The sequence below is a fragment of the Niveispirillum sp. BGYR6 genome, assembly GCF_027568365.1.
Lineage (GTDB): Bacteria > Pseudomonadota > Alphaproteobacteria > Azospirillales > Azospirillaceae > Niveispirillum.
This window is the reverse complement of record NZ_JANLNL010000003.1, coordinates 53,226-72,895: the sequence shown is the minus strand read 5'-3', so window position 1 is coordinate 72,895 and position 19,670 is coordinate 53,226. Positions and strand designations below refer to the sequence as shown.

Annotated in this window: 15 protein-coding genes; 6 read left to right on the top strand and 9 right to left on the bottom strand. The window is 64.1% G+C overall.

Going from position 1 to position 19,670, the window contains the following annotated elements; genetic code table 11:
- The first annotated feature begins 7 nt into the window (after nucleotides 1–7).
- The gene (locus tag PCJ49_RS08500) at nucleotides 8–1,258 is read left to right on the top strand and encodes a GAF domain-containing sensor histidine kinase (protein WP_269910565.1); all 1,251 of its coding nucleotides are present in this window, start codon (nucleotides 8–10) and stop codon (nucleotides 1,256–1,258) included.
- An 11-nt stretch (nucleotides 1,259–1,269) separates the two neighbouring features.
- On the opposite strand, the gene PCJ49_RS08495 is transcribed toward PCJ49_RS08500, so the two are convergent.
- On the bottom strand, nucleotides 1,270–4,572 hold the full coding sequence (locus PCJ49_RS08495) for a DUF3971 domain-containing protein (protein ID WP_269910564.1): 3,303 nt from the start codon (nucleotides 4,570–4,572) through the stop codon (nucleotides 1,270–1,272).
- Between the two features lie 98 nt (nucleotides 4,573–4,670).
- On the opposite strand from PCJ49_RS08495, the gene PCJ49_RS08490 reads away from it, so the two are divergent.
- Nucleotides 4,671–7,631: a bifunctional [glutamine synthetase] adenylyltransferase/[glutamine synthetase]-adenylyl-L-tyrosine phosphorylase gene (locus PCJ49_RS08490; RefSeq protein WP_269910563.1), complete on the top strand. Its 2,961-nt coding sequence runs from the start codon at nucleotides 4,671–4,673 to the stop codon at nucleotides 7,629–7,631.
- Nucleotides 7,632–7,671: 40 nt separating this feature from the next.
- Here PCJ49_RS08490 and parA read toward each other — a convergent pair whose 3' ends face one another.
- A complete protein-coding gene (gene parA / locus PCJ49_RS08485; RefSeq protein ID WP_269910562.1) occupies nucleotides 7,672–8,325 on the bottom strand; it encodes a ParA family partition ATPase in 654 nt (217 codons plus the stop codon).
- A 99-nt stretch (nucleotides 8,326–8,424) separates the two neighbouring features.
- On the opposite strand from parA, the gene PCJ49_RS08480 reads away from it, so the two are divergent.
- The 3 genes from PCJ49_RS08480 (at nucleotide 8,425) to PCJ49_RS08470 (ending at nucleotide 10,553) form a co-directional block, all read left to right on the top strand.
- Nucleotides 8,425–8,850: a VOC family protein gene (locus PCJ49_RS08480; RefSeq protein WP_269910561.1), complete on the top strand. Its 426-nt coding sequence runs from the start codon at nucleotides 8,425–8,427 to the stop codon at nucleotides 8,848–8,850.
- Nucleotides 8,851–8,978: 128 nt separating this feature from the next.
- Nucleotides 8,979–9,545, top strand: a complete 567-nt coding sequence (gene efp, locus PCJ49_RS08475; RefSeq protein ID WP_089287455.1) for an elongation factor P — start codon at nucleotides 8,979–8,981, stop codon at nucleotides 9,543–9,545.
- Nucleotides 9,546–9,725: 180 nt separating this feature from the next.
- Entirely contained in the window at nucleotides 9,726–10,553 is an 828-nt protein-coding gene (locus PCJ49_RS08470) for an inositol monophosphatase family protein (RefSeq protein ID WP_269910560.1), read from the top strand.
- Between the two features lie 8 nt (nucleotides 10,554–10,561).
- On the opposite strand, the gene PCJ49_RS08465 is transcribed toward PCJ49_RS08470, so the two are convergent.
- The 3 genes from PCJ49_RS08465 to glmU form a co-directional block, all read right to left on the bottom strand.
- On the bottom strand, nucleotides 10,562–11,035 hold the full coding sequence (locus PCJ49_RS08465) for a transposase (protein ID WP_269910559.1): 474 nt from the start codon (nucleotides 11,033–11,035) through the stop codon (nucleotides 10,562–10,564).
- A 111-nt stretch (nucleotides 11,036–11,146) separates the two neighbouring features.
- A complete protein-coding gene (gabD, locus tag PCJ49_RS08460) occupies nucleotides 11,147–12,625 on the bottom strand; it encodes an NADP-dependent succinate-semialdehyde dehydrogenase (protein WP_269910558.1) in 1,479 nt (492 codons plus the stop codon).
- Nucleotides 12,626–12,803: 178 nt separating this feature from the next.
- Entirely contained in the window at nucleotides 12,804–14,171 is a 1,368-nt protein-coding gene (glmU, locus tag PCJ49_RS08455; RefSeq protein ID WP_269910557.1) for a bifunctional UDP-N-acetylglucosamine diphosphorylase/glucosamine-1-phosphate N-acetyltransferase GlmU, read from the bottom strand.
- A 104-nt stretch (nucleotides 14,172–14,275) separates the two neighbouring features.
- Here glmU and gph point away from each other — a divergent pair, with 104 nt between their 5' ends.
- Nucleotides 14,276–14,950: a phosphoglycolate phosphatase gene (gph, locus tag PCJ49_RS08450; protein ID WP_269910556.1), complete on the top strand. Its 675-nt coding sequence runs from the start codon at nucleotides 14,276–14,278 to the stop codon at nucleotides 14,948–14,950.
- Nucleotides 14,951–15,051: 101 nt separating this feature from the next.
- Here the strand turns inward: gph and PCJ49_RS08445 are convergent, their stop codons facing one another.
- From PCJ49_RS08445 to PCJ49_RS08430, 4 genes are all read right to left on the bottom strand, one after another.
- Nucleotides 15,052–16,932, bottom strand: a complete 1,881-nt coding sequence (locus PCJ49_RS08445; RefSeq protein WP_269910555.1) for a hypothetical protein — start codon at nucleotides 16,930–16,932, stop codon at nucleotides 15,052–15,054.
- Nucleotides 16,933–16,976: 44 nt separating this feature from the next.
- Nucleotides 16,977–17,750 carry a PP2C family serine/threonine-protein phosphatase gene (locus tag PCJ49_RS08440; RefSeq protein WP_269910554.1) on the bottom strand — a complete coding sequence of 258 codons (774 nt, stop codon included), beginning with the start codon at nucleotides 17,748–17,750 and terminating at the stop codon, nucleotides 16,977–16,979.
- Nucleotides 17,750–18,430, bottom strand: coding sequence for a VWA domain-containing protein (locus tag PCJ49_RS08435; protein ID WP_269910553.1), 681 nt, complete (start codon nucleotides 18,428–18,430; stop codon nucleotides 17,750–17,752). The genes PCJ49_RS08440 and PCJ49_RS08435 overlap by 1 nt, the downstream gene beginning before the upstream one ends.
- A 170-nt stretch (nucleotides 18,431–18,600) precedes the next feature.
- The gene (locus tag PCJ49_RS08430; protein ID WP_269910552.1) at nucleotides 18,601–19,482 is read right to left on the bottom strand and encodes a DUF3108 domain-containing protein; all 882 of its coding nucleotides are present in this window, start codon (nucleotides 19,480–19,482) and stop codon (nucleotides 18,601–18,603) included.
- Between the last annotated feature and the right edge of the window lie 188 nt (nucleotides 19,483–19,670).

The following is a 19,670-nucleotide window of genomic DNA, read 5'->3' as shown; positions in this document are numbered from 1 at the left end:
CATCGCCATGAATGTAGGCAACCCCGCAGAACAGGTGCGGCTGCAGGCCTTCGCCGCCTATTGCGGCACAGCGCCAGCCCTGGACAGCCGATTTCTCCGGCTGACGGGGTTGGCGCGCCACCTGTTCGATATGCCGATGGCGATGGTCAGTGTGATTGATGGGCAAACATTATGGCCCAAGGCAAGCGACGGCATTCGCATTGGCCCCACCCCGCGCGACGACACCTTTTGTATGCGTGTGTTGCGCAGTGAAGCCCCCCTGGTTCTGACAGACCTGACAACTGATCCGGAATTCTGCCTGAGCGAACTTGTCACCGGCCCGCCTTGTATCGCCTTTTATGCTGGCGTACCGGTTTTTTCCGAGGCTGGGCATGTCCTGGGCGTCTTCTGTGTCATGGACCACCAGCCCCGGGCGGATTTTGATGCGGCCAAGGTGGCGCTGCTGGAACAGTTGGCCCAATCCGCCGCTGAACGGCTGATGCTGGACAAGGAACAAAGGGAAGCCCGCCTGAACCTGCTGGCCCTGCAGGCGGCCCTGCGCCGGCAACAAGATTTCTGGACCCGGATGAACCAGGAGGTTCGTGATCCGCTGAGCCGCATTTTGGGCTTTGCCGAAATGCTGGCGGCGGAAAAGCTGCCGGCACCACAATTGGAATATGCGGAGATGTTATTGGGGACTGCCCGCGAACTGGGCGGCGTTCTGCGCGCCGGCATGGATTACGGGCGGCTGGGATCGACCGGCATTACCCTGGAATTACTGGAATTTTCGCTGGATGATCTGGCCCGGCGCAGCCTTTACGCCGCCAAACGGACCATACCGGACAAGCCGGTCAGCTTCCTGCTGGCCAAGCAGCCGGGACTGTCCGACAGGATGCGGGGCGACCCGATGCGCCTTCAACAGGTGCTGGGGCTGTTGCTGGCCAATGCTGTCAGCGTCACCGACCAGGGGGAAATCAAGCTGGACATCAGCCAGGGGCTGCGATCCGGCCACCTGCGTTTCAGCCTGTCCGACCAGGGGCCGGGCATTTCCTGTGCGGCACCCGATGCCCTTCTGTTCGACCCGTTTCCCCCGGCTTGCAGCGACCTAGGCCCGCAACGCCCGGCGGATCAGGGCAATCTGGGGCTGGCCACAGCCCGTTATCTGGTCACCGCCATGGGAGGGGAGATTGGCTGTCAGCCCAACCCCTGCGGCGGGGCCATCTTCTGGTTCGAACTGCCCGACGGCAGTGCGGCTGAAAATCGGCCCCCGCAGGGGTAGCCTGGTCAACCTTATGGCGACGGCGGTGATGGCGGCGGCGACGGGGCGGGTTCGCCTGCTGCCGCTTCTGTCGCGGCCGGGGCCGGGGCCGGGGCGGCTTCGCCCTTCTTCTCCTTGGTCGGCTTCGGCAGCTTTGGCGCCTTTTCCTCCTTCGGCGGGGCTTCGCCGGCGGGCGGGGGCAGGAAGAACAGGTTGCGCAGGAAGCCCGGTGCCAGCACGGCCAGCGGGTTTACGCCCGTCTGCAGATTATCCAGCGGCCCTTTCACCGTATAGGTGGCGGCAAACAGGCCCTGGCCTTCGCCGCCCACCAGCAGATCGCCCAGCAGCGGGATGGCCCCCAGCAGCTTGTTGACGGTGGAGAAGGGCACGATCGTGCCCTGCAGCTGGGCGTGGCCCTTCTTCAGGTCGATATTGCCTTCCAGCGTCAGCCCAACCTGCGAACCCGAGGTGCGCATGTCGCGCAGGGAGATGCCGCCGCTGTTCCACTGATACTGGCCATGCAGCCGGGAAAAGGCGATGGGCTGGCCGGACATGAAATTGGCAAAGCCGCGCGGGGACGCGGCGGAGAGCAGCCGCGCCAGCACCGGCGCATCCTGCACCTGATAGTCGCGCAGGTCGGCCTCCCCATTCACCGCCTTGGCCGGATCGTCGGCAGCGCTGCGGCCATTGATGGTCAGGCTGCCGCCCTTCAACTGGCTGATCACATCCAGGTTACGCAGGGTGGCCCCGGCATCATCGGTGGCCATTTCCAGGGTCAGAATACGCGGGTCGGCCGCATCGGGGCCATAACGCACCGAAAGCCGGCCCTTTTCCCCCACGTCCGCATCCAGGTCGGTGCGGAACCAGATATCGCTGTCGCGTTCCATGCGGCCGCGCGCATTGCGGATCACCCGGCCTTCATCGCCCATGATGGCGCGGCCCAGGTCAAAGCTGATGGCCATGGCGGGTGGCTTAGCCGGCTCGGCTGGCTCTGCCGGTTCCGCCGGATGGGTATCGGCCTCCCCCTTTTTCTTCTTGCCCCGGAAGGGGCGGACATCAAAGGCGGGGCCGCGTACATCAATGGCCATGCCGCCCTGCCGGTCGGTGCTGCGCAGATCGATGCGGGCATCATTTTCACCCAGCTTGAAGCTTTCCAGCAGCAGGTGATCCATGCCGAAATCATCCTCGCGCAGGCGGGCGCTGCCGCTGGCGTGCAATTCCTCCGTCTCCACCGTGAAGCCGCTGATCACCAGCGGCTTGCCATCGATGAAGCGGATATTGGCCGTGCCCCGGCCGGGCTTGCCGGCCTCCTTGCGCCAGCCCAGCACATCAATGCGCAAGACACTGGGGGTCAGGTCCAGGGCCGTATCGATGGTTTCCACCCGCGCCGGCCCGCTGCCCCGGCGGGTATAGGTCATGTCCACCCCGGCGGGGCCGTTCAGCCAATCGGGGAAATCCAACTTGAAGGCGGCGCGCTGGGCATCATCCGGGCGGGCCAGCACCTGGACCCGGGTGCCGAACGGGGCGGTATCGTCGAAATTCTCCGTCCAGGCGATATCGGCCGGCACGCCGTTCAGCAGCGTCTTGCCGGTGACATCCAGCTTGTGGGAATCGACGGTCAGATCAAGCTGGCCCTGGCTGGCGCTGATATTGGCAACAATGTTGGGCACGGCGACATCGGCCAGCTTCGCCGTGCCATCCAGCGCCACCATATCCATGGTCAGCTTGGCGATCAGCGGAAAGGCGAAATGCATGTCGACCTTGGCCTGCCCGCTGACGCTGCCCGGCACCAGCCCCACCTTGCCAGCATAATGCAGGGGTTCGGCATCCAGCACCGTCAGGGCGGAGGAGACCGGGCCGGCCAGCGCCACTTTGATATCAATCTTCTGGATGGTTTCCTTATCCAGATCGGTAATCCGCACCAGGCCGGGACCGGCCTGCATATCCAGCAGCTTGCCGGACTTGATATCGATGGCGAAGGTGGCACCATCAAACGTCGCCTCCGCCGTCACGTCCTTCACCGGCGGCAGGGGGCGGCGGTAATGCACGGTGAAGCCGGACATGGCGATACGCCCTTCCAGCTTGGTCGGCTTGATATCCAGTGGTTTCTTGGCCGGTGACGTGCCTTCCAGGGTGAAAATGGTGCTGGTGAAGGTGCCATCGGCCAGATTGCCGACCATCCAGTCGCGCGTGCTTTCCTGTACACCCAGGGGCCAGTAACGCTTCAGGTCCGCCATGGGCAGCCCCGTCAGCTCTTCCTTCAGCGCCAGATGGATCACGTCGCCTTTCTGGTGCGCGGTGCCGGTGACGGTCAGGTCTGCCGGGCCGGTCAGGTCCAGGTTGAACCGATCCAGGATCAGGCGGCGGCCGGCATCTTCCAGCCGGCCATGCAGGGAGACGCTGTCAAAGGATAGCGGTTCCGGCAGCTGATCGGGCAGCACCAGCCTTCCCTGTTTGCCGGTCAGACCCATCACCATGGCGGTGGGGTTCAGGTTCTCATCCACCTCCATGGTGATGGAGCCGTCCAGCGTCACCTCCAGCGCGCTCAGCGGTTCCAGCACCGGGGCCAGCTGGGCGAAATCGGCGGGGCGCAGATCGGCCAGGGCGGTGCGCACATTCATGCCGCCATCGGACAGGCGATAATCGATTTCAGCGGCGATCTGGTTGATCTTGCCGCCCATATCGATATCGGCGGCGGCTGTACCGAAGACACCGCTGCTGCCACGGCGCAGGCGCAGGTCCAGCCGGGGCACCTGCCAGACCGTGCCGGTGGCCAGATTATTGACCACCAGCCGGGCCCGCGTCACCCGCAGGTCGCGCAGGGCGCCGGTCTGTTTCAGCGGGTCGGGCGGTTCCCGCAGGGCCGCCAGCAATTCGCGCGCGATGCGCGCACCGGCATCGGGGTCCAGTTCCTCATCACTGCTGCGGATATCCAGGCGAAATTCGCCGTCCGCCGTGCGCTCGGCATAGAGCCTTGGCTCCACCAGCTCGATCCGGGTGGGGGCGACGGTGCCGCGCAGCAAAGCCGGCACCGACAGGCCCAGCCGCACCTCGGGCACAGCGGCGATGACGGTCCCGCTGCTGCCATAGGCAGTGACGCCGCGCAGGCGCAGATCGACCCGGCTGCCGAACCCGTTCCAGGCCAGGATGGTTTCCCCCAGATCCAGCCGCATGGTGGATTGGGCGTTCAGCGCCTGTTGCAGATAGCGGGTGGCAAAATCAATGGGGATCGGGCCCTTGGTCAGCTGCCAGGCAAGGAACCCGCCACCCAGCACCACGACCGCCAACAGGCCAGCCAGTAATTCCAACAGGATAAGGGCGCTTCGGCGGAACATCAATGAAGGATCTCGGGCGCTATCCGGCTGGGCTTGACCTGGGTCGGGCAGGCGGCGCACTGTGGCCCGCGCCCGACCCACCTCTGGGATAGCCCGGTATGCGCCTTATATTCAATCAAGAAAGCCTCCCGCTTCCCGGTGATGTGCAACGTGCCGCCGTTGGCCTGGAACATTGGCTTGATGCCATCCGCTCCACTGCTGATACGGCGCTTGCCGAATTTGCCCGCACCTTCATGGATCAACCGGAAGGGCGGACGGTGCTTGAAACAATTTTCGGACATAGTCCGTTCCTTGGCACCGCCCTTTTAAGAGAGATCGGCTTTTTCCGCGCCATTGTGGAAAAAGGCTTCGATACCGCCTTTGCTGACCTGCTGACCGATATGGGGGCCCAGTATGGGGCCGACAATAATACCGATCGGGTGATGAAGGGCCTGCGCGTGGCCAAACGCCGCGCCGCCCTGCTGATCGGTCTGGCCGACATGGCCGGTGCCTGGACCCTGGAACAGGTCACCGGCGCCCTGTCCGATTTCGCCCAGGCGTCGTTGCAACTGGCCACTCGGCTGGCGCTGCGGCAGGCGGCCGCGTCGGGCAAGCTGGTGCTACCCTTCCCGGAGGAGCCGGAACGGGGCAGCGGCTTCATCGTGCTGGCCATGGGCAAGTTCGGCGCGCGGGAGCTGAATTACAGCTCCGATATCGATCTGATCGTGCTTTATGATGATGGCATCGTGCAGGTGCCGGATGGGGAGATGACCCGCACCTTCGTGCGCATCACCCGCGAACTGGTGCGGCTGATGGATGAGCGCACGGCGGATGGCTATGTCTTCCGCACCGATCTGCGCCTGCGTCCCGATCCCGGCGCCACGCCGGTGGCGGTCAGCGTCTCCGCGGCAGAGGCCTATTACAGCAGCCTGGGCCAGAACTGGGAACGCGCCGCCATGATCAAGGCCCGGCCGGTGGCCGGCGATCTGGTGGCGGGTGAGGCCTTCATGGATATCCTGCGCCATTTCATCTGGCGCCGGAATCTGGATTTCGCCGCCATCCAGGACATCCATTCCATCAAGCGCCAGATCGGTGCCCATAAGGGCCACCGGGAAAAGACCGTCAACGGCCATAATATCAAGATCGGACGCGGCGGCATCCGGGAGATTGAGTTCTTCGCCCAGACCCAGCAACTAATCTATGGCGGGCGCGACCGTTCCTTGCGCGTGCCCGCCACGGTGCAGGCGCTCTATGCGCTGGTGGAGGCGGGGCGGGTGGAACAATCCGTCGCCGACGACCTGTCCCGCGCCTATCGCTTCCTGCGCACGGTGGAACACCGGGTGCAGATGGTGGATGACCAGCAGACCCACGAATTGCCGAAATCCGATGAGGGGGTGGCCCGCATTGCCGCCTTCCTGGGCTATGCCGATGATCAGTCTTTCCGGCAAGCCTTGCTGGAGACGCTGGGTGTGGTGGGGGACCATTATGATGGCTTGTTCGCCGACAGCCCGACCCTGTCCGGTCCCGGCAATCTGGTCTTCACCGGGACGGAGGATGACCCGGAAACCATGGAGACGCTGCGCTCCATGGGCTATGCCAACCCGTCTGCCATCGCCGGCCAGATCCGGGCTTGGCATCACGGCCGCTACCGCGCCACCCGCAGCCAGCGGGCGCGCGAACTGCTGACCGAGCTGGTGCCGACCCTGCTGGCCGCCTTTGGCCGCACGGCCCATCCCGATCAGGCCTTCCTGAAATTCGACGAATTTCTGGAGCGGCTGCCGGCGGGCGTGCAGCTTTTCAGCCTGTTCTATGCCAACCCCAACCTGCTGGATTTGCTGGCAGAGGTGATGGGCACCGCCCCCCGGTTGGCCGAACAATTGGCCCGCCGCCCGGCGGCACTGGATGCCGTGCTGCTGCCCGGCTTCTTCGATCCGCTGCCGGGGCGGGAGGAGCTGGAAGCCGGGTTTGAAGCCCTGTTGGGCGGGGCTGGCTATTTCGAGGAGTATCTAGACCTTGCCCGGCGCTGGACCAGCGAGCATCGCTTCCGCGCCGGGGTGCATATCCTGCGCCATATCTCCGACGCTGACCGGCTGGGGGCCTTCCTGACCGATGTGGCGGAGGTGGCGCTGGTCGGCCTGCAAAAGGTCGTGGAAGATGAATTCGCCCGCCGCCATGGCCGGGTGCCGGGGGCGGGCTTTGCCGTCATCGCACTGGGCCGGCTGGGCGCCCGCTCGCTCTCCCTGCGCTCTGACCTGGACCTGATCACGGTTTATGAGGTGCCAGACGGGGTGAGCCAGTCGGACGGTGACAAGCCTTTGTCAACCAACGATTATTTTATCAAGCTGACCCAGCGGCTGGTCAATGCCATCACCGCCCAGACGGCAGAGGGGCAGCTTTACGAGGTGGATATGCGCCTGCGCCCCAGCGGCAATGCCGGGCCGCTGGCCGTCAGCTTTGACGGGTTCGCCAAATATCAGCGGGAAAGTGCCTGGACCTGGGAACATATGGCACTGACCCGCGCCCGCCCGGTGACGGGGCCGGCACCGTTGCGGGCCCGGCTGGCGGCGGAAATCAAGGCCGTGCTGACCAGCAGGCGCGATGCGGAAAAGCTGCGCCAGGACGTTGTCTCCATGCGCAACCGCATCGACCAGCAGCATCATACGGATGATATCTGGTCGGTGAAGCATGTGCGTGGCGGCATGACCGACATCCAGTTCATCGCCCAATATCTGATGCTGCTGCATGGCCCGGAGAAGCCGGAAATCCTGGACACCAACACCACCGGGGCGCTCGCCTGGCTGGGGGACAGCGGCTTCCTGCCGGTGGACACCGCCAACCGGCTGATCGAGGCACACAAGACCTGGCGGCGGGTGCAGGGCTTCCTGCGCCTGACCACCGATGGCGCCTTCGACGCGGCCAAGGCCCCGGCCGGGCTGAAACAGCAACTGGCCAAGGTGGCCTTGCCGGACGCCGCCGCCAGCCTGTCCTTCGATCAGGTGGAAAGCCAGCTCCGTGCCATGGCGGCGCAGGTGCTGGCTGATTTTCAGGCGATTGTCGGGGCCGAGGCAGGTGCCGGCTGAACCGTCACGCCCATTGCGGCAAAGGGGAAACGGCCGGCGTTCATCCGGGGGATCGCCGGCCGGCAAAATCCCAGATCTCTGCGGCCAGCGCCTCCACCTCGTCGCGCCCACGCGAACGCGGTTCGGTTTCCGACAGGGTCAACCCTTCCATCAGGGCGGCGGCGAAACCGATGCGGTTGCCCAGATGCGATACGGCCACCGGTACACCCAGCTCCGCCGCCTTTTCCGCCACCGCATCCACCAGACGTCCCCGCGCCGGCACCCGGTTCAACACGATCAGCGCCGGGCGCTTTTCGGCTTTGGCCAGCTCTAACGTAGGGCGGGTGGCCCACAGATCCATCGGGCTGGGCTGCACCGGCACCACCACCAGATCGGCGGCGCGCACGGCGATTCGTGCCTCTGTCTCCGCGTGGGGCGGGCTGTCGATCACCACCACCTCATGCGCCTGCACCAGCTTTTCCACCTCCCGCTGGGTACGCCAGCCGGAAAGCTGGGCATGGGTCAGGCCGGTGCGCCCCTCGCCTAAGGCCGCCACGCGCTGCTGATACCAGGCGGAAAGGCTGCCCTGCGGATCGATATCCACCAGGGCGACGCTGCGCCCGGCCTGCGCCCAGGCATGGGCCAGATGGATGGCCAGCGTCGTCTTGCCCGCCCCGCCCTTCTGCTGTGCGATTGTAAAGACGCGGCCCGCCATGGCAGGTTTCCCCCATTCATGTTCTGCTTATCGGCCTTGGAGTGTGCCGGTAAGGCAGCGGTGCTTCAAGTGCTGCGCCGCACAACAGGAGAAAACAGCATGGAACCCTGGCCCGCCCATCTGCCCATCACCCGCCTGCGGGTCGCCCGGCCGACGGACCAGATCGACACGGTCACCGCCTGGTACCGCGATGTCATCGGCCTGCCCGTCATTGGCGGCTGGCGGGATGAAGGCGGCAATCATGGCGGCTATGACGGGGTGCTGTTCGGCCTGCCCGATGCCGACATGCAGCTGGAATTCACCCAGCACCGCGACGGCAGCCCCTGCCCCGCCCCCAGCCGGGACAATCTGCTGGTAATGTATGTGGATGACCGGGCGGCGCTGAACGCCGTCAGCGCCGCCATCCAGGCGCGTGGCGGGGTTCCCGTGCAGCCGGAAAATGCCTATTGGCTGGATCGGGCGGTCTGTTTCGAAGATCCCGATGGCTGGGGCGTGGTCTTCTCTCTGAAACCGGGGGTGGCCTGATCGGCCGGCCCGCCCCTGCGTGCCCCGCCGGTTGCCTATGCGGTGAGCGCCCGCAGAGGGTGTTTGCCAGATGAGGTTATAGCTGTTAGGTTCCGCGCCGCTCGATTCCAAAGTTTGAGAAGCGTGTCATGAAGGTCAATGCGAACACCATGCGCAAGGGTCATATCCTTGAGCATAACGGCCGTCTCTATGTCATCACCGGCACCCAGATCGTGCAGCCCGGCAAGGGCGGCGCCTTCATTCAGCTGGAAATGAAGGACGTGAAGAGCGGCAACAAGAATATCGAGCGTTTCCGCACCGGCGAAGCCGTTGAGCGTGCGCGTCTCGACGATCACGAGATGACGTTCCTGTTCGCTGAAGACGACAACTTCACCTTCATGGACAAGGAAACCTTCGAGCAGGTGACCATCGGCGGTGACATCATCGGCGACGGCAAGATCTTCCTGCAGGACGGCATGGAAGTGGTCGTGCAGTCCTTCGAAGGTGCGCCTCTGTCGGTTGAACTGCCGCAGACCGTGACGCTGATGATCACTGAGGCTGACCCGGTGGTGAAGGGCCAGACGGCCTCTTCTTCCTACAAGCCGGCCCTGCTGGAAAATGGCGCCCGCGTCCTGGTGCCGCCGCATATCGATTCCGGTACCCGCATCGTCGTCAATATCGAGACGGGCGAGTATCTGGAACGCGCCAAGGATTGATCGGTACCTCCCGTTTGCCGTCTGACGGCGACCGGCTGGACCGTTCCTTCGCATAAGACGCCCGCGCTGAATACACAGCGCGGGCGTTTTGCTTTTGATATAAGGCTCTGAAATGTGGCCGCGACGACCGCGCGCCCTTCAGCGTTCGACCCGTTCTTAGACATTGTGGAGTGTTCGACCATGGCAGCCCGTTCGGCCATCCTGAACGTCATGACCCGTGCGGCGGAAAAGGCCGGTAAGGCCATCCTGCGCGATTTTGGTGAGGTCGAACATCTCCAGGTCTCCCGCAAGGGCCCCGCCGATTTCGTCTCCGCCGCCGATCAGAAGGCCGAGCGCATTGTGCGCGAAGAGCTGCAGAAGGCCCGCCCCGATTTCGGCTTCCTGATGGAAGAGACGGGGGAGATCAAGGGCAAGGACACCTCCCACCGTTTCATCGTCGATCCGCTGGACGGCACCACGAACTTCCTGCACGGCGTGCCGCACTGGGCCATTTCCATCGGCCTGGAGCGTGAGGGCGAGATCATCGCCGGCGTCGTCTATGAACCCGTGCATGACCAGATGTTCTGGGCCGAAAAGGGGGCAGGTGCCTTCCTGAACCACCAGCGTCTGCGCGTCTCCAACCGCCGCGTCATGGCCGATGCCCTGATCGCCACCGGCATCCCCTTCAAGGGCCATGGCAATGCCAAGGAATTCCTGGTGCAGCTGGAAGCGCTGATGGGCCAGATTTCCGGCATCCGCCGCTTTGGTGCCGCCTCGCTGGACCTGGCCTATACGGCTGCCGGTCGCTTCGATGGCTTCTTTGAAGCCGACCTGAAGCCGTGGGATCTGGCCGCCGGCATGTTGATGGTGACGGAAGCCGGTGGCTTTGTCAGCGAGATCGGCCAGGGCAAGAGCCCGCTGACCTCCGGCTCCATCCTGGCTGCCAATGCCAACCTGCATTCGCATCTGGCCGTGGTGCTGCGCAACGCCGGCAAGCCTAAGGTCGCCGCGCCCGCCGCACAGAAGTAATCCGTCTCTCAGCCCGCCCCGTCGGCCTCCGGCGGGGCGGTTCTGGCGGGCAATCTCACCAGCGCCACATCGGCCAACGTGCCCGGCTTCAACTGAAAGCCCGCCACCGCCAGCTGGTCCAGCACTTGGCTGAACAGATGATCGGCCAGCCCCGCCTGTCGCAGGGTCTGGCGGAAGCGGCACAGCGTCGTCTCGTCCGGCGTGCCGCCATCCAGCGTCAGCCCGCAGAAGCGGCGGAACGACACCCGGTCCAGCAAAGCCTCTTCCAGCCCCGGATCGGACAGCCCGTACCATTGCGCCAGCAGCAGCGCCTTGAACATGGTCAGCGGCGCATAGGGCGGCCGGCCCGTGCCGGCCTGGCGCACCTTATTCACCTGCCCCTCGATCAGGCGCCAATCCACCAAGGCGGCAATGCGTTCCAGCACCGCCACCCGGCCAATGCCGGGCGGCAGCAACGCATCGATGAAACTATGCTGGCTCATGGGGGCTGATCTTTGGCAACGGGAAGGGCCGGGTGTTGTAGCGCCGGCAAGCGCCACACTGAAGCCCCTTCCGTCATGCAGGGATAACCGCTTCCAGCCCCCACCACAGCCTTACCGCTTCAACCCGCCCATCAGCATGTACTTGATCTCCAGATAATCCTCGATCCCGTACTTGCTGCCTTCGCGGCCGGTGCCGCTTTCCTTCACCCCGCCGAACGGGGCCACTTCGGTGGAAATGATGCCTTCATTGATGCCGACAATGCCATATTCCAGCGCTTCCGCCACCCGCCAGACCCGGCCGATATCCCGACTGTAGAAGTACGCCGCCAAGCCGAATTCCGTGTCATTGGCCATGGCAATGGCCTCTTCTTCGTCCTTGAAGCGGAACAGCGGGGCCACCGGGCCGAACGTCTCTTCCCGCGCCACCTTCATCTCGGTGGTCACGCCGGTCAGGATGGTGGGTTCAAAGAAGGAACCACCCAACGCATGGCGCTTGCCGCCCAGCGTCACCTTGGCGCCCTTGGCGACGGCATCGGCAATATGTTCTTCGGCCTTGGCCACGGCCCCATCATCGATCAGCGGGCCGGTGGTCACGCCCTCTTCCAGGCCATTGCCGATCTTCAGCTTGGACACCGCCTCGGCCAGCTTGGCGGCAAACGCGTCATAGACGCCATCCTGCACCAGCAGCCGGTTGGCGCAGACGCAGGTCTGGCCGGCATTACGGTATTTCGACGCCATGGCCCCCAACACGGCGGCATCCAGATCGGCATCATCGAACACGATAAAGGGGGCATTGCCGCCCAGCTCCATCGAGACCTTCTTCACCGTGCCGGCGCATTGTTCCATCAGCACCTTGCCGATTTCGGTAGAGCCGGTGAAGGACAGTTTGCGCACGATGGGATTGCCCGTCATCTCCCCGCCGATGGCGCGGGCCGAGCCGGTCAGCACCGACAGCACACCCGCCGGCACGCCAGCCCGTTCCGCCAGCACCGCCAGGGCAAAGGCGCTGTAGGGGGTGGCGGTGGCGGGCTTGATCACCATGGGGCAGCCGGCGGCCAGGGCCGGGCCGGCCTTGCGGGTGATCATGGCGGCGGGGAAGTTCCAGGGCGTGATGGCCGCCGTCACCCCGATCGGTTCCTTGGTCACCACAATGCGGGCATCGGGCTTGAAGGTGGGGATGGTGTCGCCATAGACCCGCTTGCCCTCCTCCGCGAACCATTCGATGAAGCTGGCGGCATAGGCGATCTCGCCCCGGCTTTCCGTCAGGGGCTTGCCCTGCTCTGCCGTCATCAGAACGGCCAGATCCTCCTGGTTCGCCATCAGCAGCTCGAACCATTTGCGCAGGATGGCGGCGCGTTCCTTGGCGGTCTTGGCCCGCCAGGCCGGCCAGGCCTTGTTGGCGGCCTCAATGGCGCGGCGGGTTTCCGCTGCCCCCATCTCCGGCACGGTGCCGATCAGGGCACCGGTGGCCGGATTGGTCACATTGAGGGTGCGCCCGCTGTCGGCCCCCACCCACTCGCCGGCCAGGAACGCCTGGGTGCGGAAAAGCGACGGGTCTTTCAGGGCCGGAAGGCCGGTGCTGCTGCTCATGCTGTTTCCATCCTGCTTTTTGATGCTGGGGCCGCCCGGGGCGGCCTTGCTGTCGTGAAGACATAGGCTCCTGACAGGTGGGCATGGCAAGAGCGCAGGAAAGGGGCGACCGCAGGGCGGTAACGGTTACATCGGTTACCCATCAGGCGATGTAACCCGGCCCCGACAGTGGTAACCGTTACTGCCGCCGACCCTCCCCCTTCCGGGCCTTCAGCGCCGCCTTGGCCTTGCGGTATCGCGCGGCCCAGCCTTCCTTCACCACCTCGTCCGGGCGGGTGATGACCAGGGCATCGTCTGGCACATCGCGGGTCACCACGCTGGCCGCCGCCGTATAGGCACCGTCGCCCAGTTCCACCGGTGCCACCAGCGTGCTGTTGGAGCCGACGAAGACATTCTCCCCGATCACCGTGCGATGCTTCAGATAGCCATCATAATTGCAGGTGATGGTGCCAGCCCCGATATTGCTGCCGCTGCCAATATCGCTGTCGCCCAGATAGGTCAGGTGATTGGCCTTGGCCCCCGGCCCCATCTTCGTGTTCTTCAGTTCCACGAAATTGCCGACATGCGCGCCTTCCCCCACCTCGCTGCCGGGGCGCAGGCGTGCATAGGGGCCGATGATGGCGCCCTTGCGCACAATCACCCCTTCCAGATGGCTGAAGGCGCGGATTTCCACGCCATCTTCCACCGTCACACCGGGGCCGAACACCACATTCTGGCCCACCGTCACATCACGGCCCAGCAAAGTGTCGGCGGCAAACCACACCGTATCCGGGTCCAGCAGGGTGGCCCCATTAACCATGGCGGCCTGGCGCAGACGGTTCTGGAAAATCTTTTCCACGCCCGCCAATTCGGCGCGGGAATTCACGCCCAGCGCATCCTCCACCGGGCCTTCCACCACGGCGCAGGCATGGCCCTGGGACCGGGCGACCGCGACGGCATCGGTCAGGTAATATTCGCCCTTGGCATTATCATTGCCGATGGCGCCGATCAGCCCCGCCATCCGCACCCCGTCAAAGGCCATGAAGCCGGCATTGCACAGGCCGATGGCGCGTTCGGCCGGGTTGGCATCCAGGAATTCGACAATCCGCTCCAGCCCGCCATCGGCCCCCTGCACCAGCCGACCATAGGCACCGGGATCGGCCGGGCGCATCCCCATCACCACCACGGCGGGGTTGCTGGCCCCATTGCGGGTGGCCACCATGTCACGCAGTGTCGCCACCGTGATCAGCGGCGTGTCGCCATAAAGCACCAGCACATCACCGGCAAACCCGTCCAGCAGCGGCAAGGCGGCCTTCACGGCGTCCCCCGTGCCCAACTGGTTTTCCTGCACAACCGTGGCATGGGGCGCCACAGCCTGGGCCACATTCTCCATCCCCGGCCCCACGACGACGACGATTCGTTCGGGCACCAGCGCCTGGGCAGCATCCAGCACATGGCGCACCATGGGCAGGCCGCCCAGCGGGTGCAGCACCTTGGGCAGGGCTGATTTCATGCGTGTACCCTTGCCGGCGGCAAGAATGATGCAGGCGATCGGTCGTTCGGTCATGGCAATCCGCCCATGGCTGCGATAGGGGAACTTGTGCTGGGTGTAGCATAGCCCCCCCCGCTCCCGACAAGATGCCTGCGATCTGAACAGAGGTTTTAGCCGCCATGCCGACAGAAGACCGCTTTCCCGCCTTATTGTTCGATTTCGACGGCACGCTGATCGACAGCGCCCCCGATATCGCCCTGGCGCTGAACCAGTTGCTGGCCGAATCCGGGCGGCCGACATTGACCCTGGATCAGGTGAAGGGCCTGATCGGCGACGGGGCCCCCCGGCTGGTGGAACAGGCCATGGCCGTCACCGGCCACCCGGTGGCGGGCGACGATCTGGCCCGGCTGACCGCGCGCTATCTGGAGATTTACGGCGCCCTGCCGGCCGACCCGGCCTGCGTCTATCCCGGCGTGGCCGAGACCCTGGCTGCCTTGAAACAATCCGGCCACCGGCTGGCCCTTTGCACCAACAAGCCGGCAGGGATTTCGCTGGAACTGCTGCCGGCGCTGGGGCTGGGCGATCTGTTCGATGTGGTGGCCGGCGGCGACACCGCGCCGCGCCGCAAGCCCCACCCCGATCCGCTGCTCTGGGCACTGGACAATCTCGGCTGCCGGCCCGATCAGGCGGTGATGGTAGGCGACAATGGCAATGACGTGGCCGCCGCCCGCGCGGCGGGAATACCGGTGATCGCCGTCGCCTATGGCTATCCGCGCATGGCGCTGGCCGATCTGGGGGCCGATTGCATCATTAACCGCTTTGCCGATCTTCCGGCGGCATTGGCGGGGTTGTGAAGGGGAGCATAATTACAACTCTCCTTCCTCTACCCCCTCGTACCGACCTGTGTGACGATGGTGGAAAATAGCGGCTTGTCACCTTAGGATCAGACGATCTTTTAGCCGCAGTCGATTTCCGCCTGCTTCCATGCCCTATAGGCGTCCTTCAGCCTTTGGGTCGGATTTAATTGTAAGTTCGAAATCTGATCGCTCAAATTGGCGAGTTCGCGGACTCCGGTAACAAGTTGAGTTTCGATCTGATCCCGCTTCTTCGCGATCTCGGCTTTCACAGCGTGAATGGCTGAAGCGTCGACACCGATGGCAGAGTTGAACACGAACCTGCGTTCTATGCTCTTACGCCAATCGAGCATCCTCTTTGTCATGGCCTCACCGAAGCCTGGAACCTGCCTGACGGCACTGCTGGAAACATCGTAGGCGTTCTCAATGCCGAAGGATCTCAAAGTCGCCTTCCGCCCATCTCCAATGCCGGGAATTTTCGCCCTCACGATGAGATGGCCTTCAAGGAAGCGGCGAAGCTGAACCTGCTGGCGGTTCCGGTTCAATTCGTCCAACCTGACCTGTTCCTGGGCCGGGAGCGTTTCGTATTCTGCTGCTAATTGAAGCAGTCGAGCATGCATCTGCTCAAACCTATGGGGGCCGACTTCCCACTGCCACTCCTTGACAGCTTGGTCCCACTCCCTACGGGCGTTTGCCTTCGCACCCTTCAATGCCTCAACCGAAGCTGGCGTGTTGCGTAATAAGAAGGCAGCTATGAAGACACCAAGGAATGCCAAGACGAACCCGACAAGACCGAACCCGACAGCCAAGCAGCCTACCAAAGCACCGATGATCCGGCGCATATCGTGCTCCACCGATGCGGCCATGGCCGCTTGGGACTTTTGAAGACCAGTGGGAATGGTAAACCTGTGCTCTGGATCTGGAGCGGGTCCAGGACCGGCAACGGCCTTGATCGCATTTATGGCCGCTGTCAGGTCGAATGATTTTCCGGTAGTCGCGGCGTTGGAAACGGAACTGCTCGGCACGAACAGGATCGCGCCCGTACCGTTCTCCATCCGACACCATGGGCAGGAGGTGGCGCTGCTAGAATGGTGGTGGGAGCGGCTATGCCTGCATGTGACTAGGCTCGCCTCGAACTTTCCAAGAACATCGATCCATTCCGCCGCCGTTGGACGGCTGCGGTATTGCGACGGGTTGGCGGCAAACGCGCGCTCGAAGGCGGAGGCGAGTTCCGGCGTCACGTCGCCGAGGCCCGAAGCGAACGGCGGCGGCACCATGCTCGTCTCAGATTTCCGCGCGATGCTGTAGGCGAACCTGCCTTCTTTGATCGCCTTCTCGATCGGCATTTCCTCCTGGCCGGAATACCGCCCGGCGTAGGGGTGGCGTCCCATGAACAGCAGTTGGAAAAGGATGACCCCAAGCCCGAACGCATCATGCGACGGGTCGCGGTCAACGGTCTCGAGCAGTTTCCCGGCAAGCTCAGGAGGGGTGTACTCCGCGACCCCGACACGGCATCTGTAAACAATGCTACCGGATTGCACCTGGAATGAATCGGCGTCGATCAGCGTGATGGTTGCCTGGTCGCTGACAAGTATCCCTGAATGGTTGATGTCGCCAACGACACAGCCAGCTTGGTGTACGCTGGCGATGGCCTTCGAAACATTGGTAGCAGCCCGCGCCAGGAACCGGAAATCGGCCTTGGGAAACTCGATCCTGCGGCTACCGGGAGAATACAGCTCATGGATCGGCCTCACCCCGCCAACCTTCTTCATCGTGAACCCGACGAAGTCCCCTGTGTCGTTGGCATGCAGGGTGTCGATGGGGAACGCGGCCAAGCTGGATCGGGAATGCAATGCATTCGCCACCATGGTGGAAACCTTGTCCCGACGGTCCAGGTGCTTGCCGTCGGTATATATCTTCGCGGCGATGCTGGCGTCGCCATCCACATGGAAGACGGTCCCCTCCCCGCCTTTGCCGAGCACGGCGGCCGTCCGTACCATTCCTCCCCTTCCGGTCCGATACGCTTTCAAGACCGGACGCCCAAGACCAGGGACTTGTCATCGTCCGTGCGCTCACAGACAGTTTTGCCATCGAGATATTTGCGCAGGGAATGGGACAAAGTCCTGGCATGACCAAGTGAGGAATCGGAAGCGACGGCGCCAGTCATTCTGTCGAAGAACGGGCCATGGGCCGCACGCTTCGCATGGTCCAGCACCATGCGCTCAATACCGTCGGAAAAGACGGCGAACCTGTCCAGTCGGGCCGGGATATGGACAACGGACAGGTGGGGTTGTGGATCGTCAGTCACGAAGGTGGTGGTCGAAGCGTATTCCCCATGGAAAGGCCAGGATGGAACGGTCCAGTCAGCGCCCCCCTCCTCCCGCACGACAGCCGCCCCGTCGCCCACGTGGATGGCCACCGCATCATCCGCACCTATGAGGAGGCCCACCATGGTCGCGGCACAGTCGCGCGGCCTAATCCCGTTCCGCTCTGAGAATGAGTTCACCCGATCCCGAATAGAGTCGATCCATGACCACGCGACCTCGCCCGGTACATCCTCCAAACGACCGCCCGCACGAATATAAGCGGCGCTTTCCCTAAGGAAGCCCCCGCAGACCATCCTCGCTCCCGCTTCCGCCTTGGATGCACTGCCGGCTCCGTCGGAGACAATGACGGCGAGCACATTTTCTGAGGGGGACTCGATCTCGATGCAGGCGACGAAGTCCTGACAAGGCAAACCTGACTTGATGTGCGAGGTGCCGATGGAACTCGCGCCTGCCCACCGCCACTGCCGCGGCATTATACGGACGCCCATCCGTCAGGTGTAACCGGGTTCGCAAGGGGAACTGTATCGCCCGGGTTCGACTGGGAGACGGAACTAAGAGAACTAGATAGCCAGGCGAAAAGATCCCTGAAGCGCAGCTCCTTCAGGGACAGCGGAGTGCGCGTGGCAATCTGCGCCAGGATATCCATGTTTGCTCCCTGCACCCCGATGGCAAAGAAGCTGAATGCCTTCTCCGCTTCGCCCTGGTGGACCTGGCTGGCCGCATTTTTCCAATGATCGGTCGGGCCCCCGTCCGTGATTAGGAATACCCAAGGCCTGTAGTAGGAGATGCCATTCGCTCGATAGAGGTTCTTACGGTCGCGCAGGAGAGCAAGCCCCTGTTCGATCGCGGCCCCCATTGGCGTGTCGCCCTGGCTGGTGAGGGTTGGCGTCGTCCAGCTCTGGACCCCGGTGAAGTCGTTCACTACCTGGACGGGGCCGAAGGTCACAATACCGACCTCCACACGTTTCGCTGCAAGGGAGTCCGCGTAGAGTTCATCCCGGAAGAGTGCCAAGCCTTCGTTCAACTCGCGGACAGGGTGGCCGCGCATGGAACCGGACACGTCGAGCAACAGGAGGCAGGGACAGCGGGGTTCAGGATTATCCACGAACTCTGCACCGGCAAAGGGCTCTTGTTCGAATGGATTGGACATCATCAGCTCCCAACGGTGGTTCAGTGAACGTGCTCATCAAAAGATCAAAAGCAAAATCTATAACTTTAACATGCCTTGGGTTCTGCAGGCTGCACAAGAGCCAGAATCTGAACTGATGGTGTGGAACGTTCCACACATGTCACCACAGGACGGCTGAGAGACACAATCCCCCCTCACCCCACCCGGTCCAACTTGGCCAGATGCACCATCACCGGCCCCAGCGGGCTGTCCATTTCCAGCCGCACCGGCACCGCTGGGCCGCCGGGCGTGGCGGGGGCGATCCACAGTGTCACCTCCCGCCCCGCACGTCGCGCCCCTTCCCCGTCGCGGTCACGCCGGTCGGGGCGGTTTTCCTTCCACTTGCCGGCCAGCGGCTTGTAGGTCGCGGCGCAGCGCAGCGCCGGACCGCTGAACACCGACAGGTCGCTGGCCGCCACCTGATCCTGCCCCCGGTCGCTGAAAGCCAGGTCATAGCGCTGGCGCCCGTCATAGACCGGCACGGTCAGGTCACACGTACCACCCCGCCCCACCCGGTCCAGCACCGCCACAATGGCCGATACCGGGTCCAGTGTGCCCTGGCGCAGTTCGTCGGGCACCGGCTCCCGGTCCTTTTCCGGTGCCGGGTCGGCCAGGGACAGCAGGGGCGCCCCGCCCACCGGATAATCCAGCGTCGTCAGGCGCGGTTCATCCCGCCAGGCCCCATGGGCGGTGAAACGCGCCGGCTGCGGCATCCCCGTCCCATCCAACCGGCCATGGGCCCGCACATCAGTCTTCCAATTGGCAATCCGGCCTAAAAACCCATCGGTCTGCAATGCCAGACCCACACGGTAACTGTCTGCCAGCGGGCCGATATGGGCGCCGGCATCAATCACATGCACCCCGCCGACATAGATGGCATAGGTCAGCCCCAGATCGCCCGGCTGGGCGCTGGTGGCCGGTGCCGTCGGCGGCGGCAGGGCCGGAACCGCGGGGTTGCCGGCACTGCCCCCGGCAAAGGCCAGCAGGCCGACGCCAAGGCAAAGCGGGGCGAGCAGGCGGGAACGTGTCGCACGCATCGGGCAGGTTTCCTGTTCGTCCATGGCGGCCATTGCTGACAAGGATGGCAACGTTGCCCACCGGGTCAACCGCCCCGGTGCCAAAAAAAATCGCAACACCCTGTTTTTTCCCTTTGACACCCCCGCCAACCCTCTTTATAAGCCCGCTCCACCGACGGCGACGAACGAACGAAACAGTTCGAACGAAG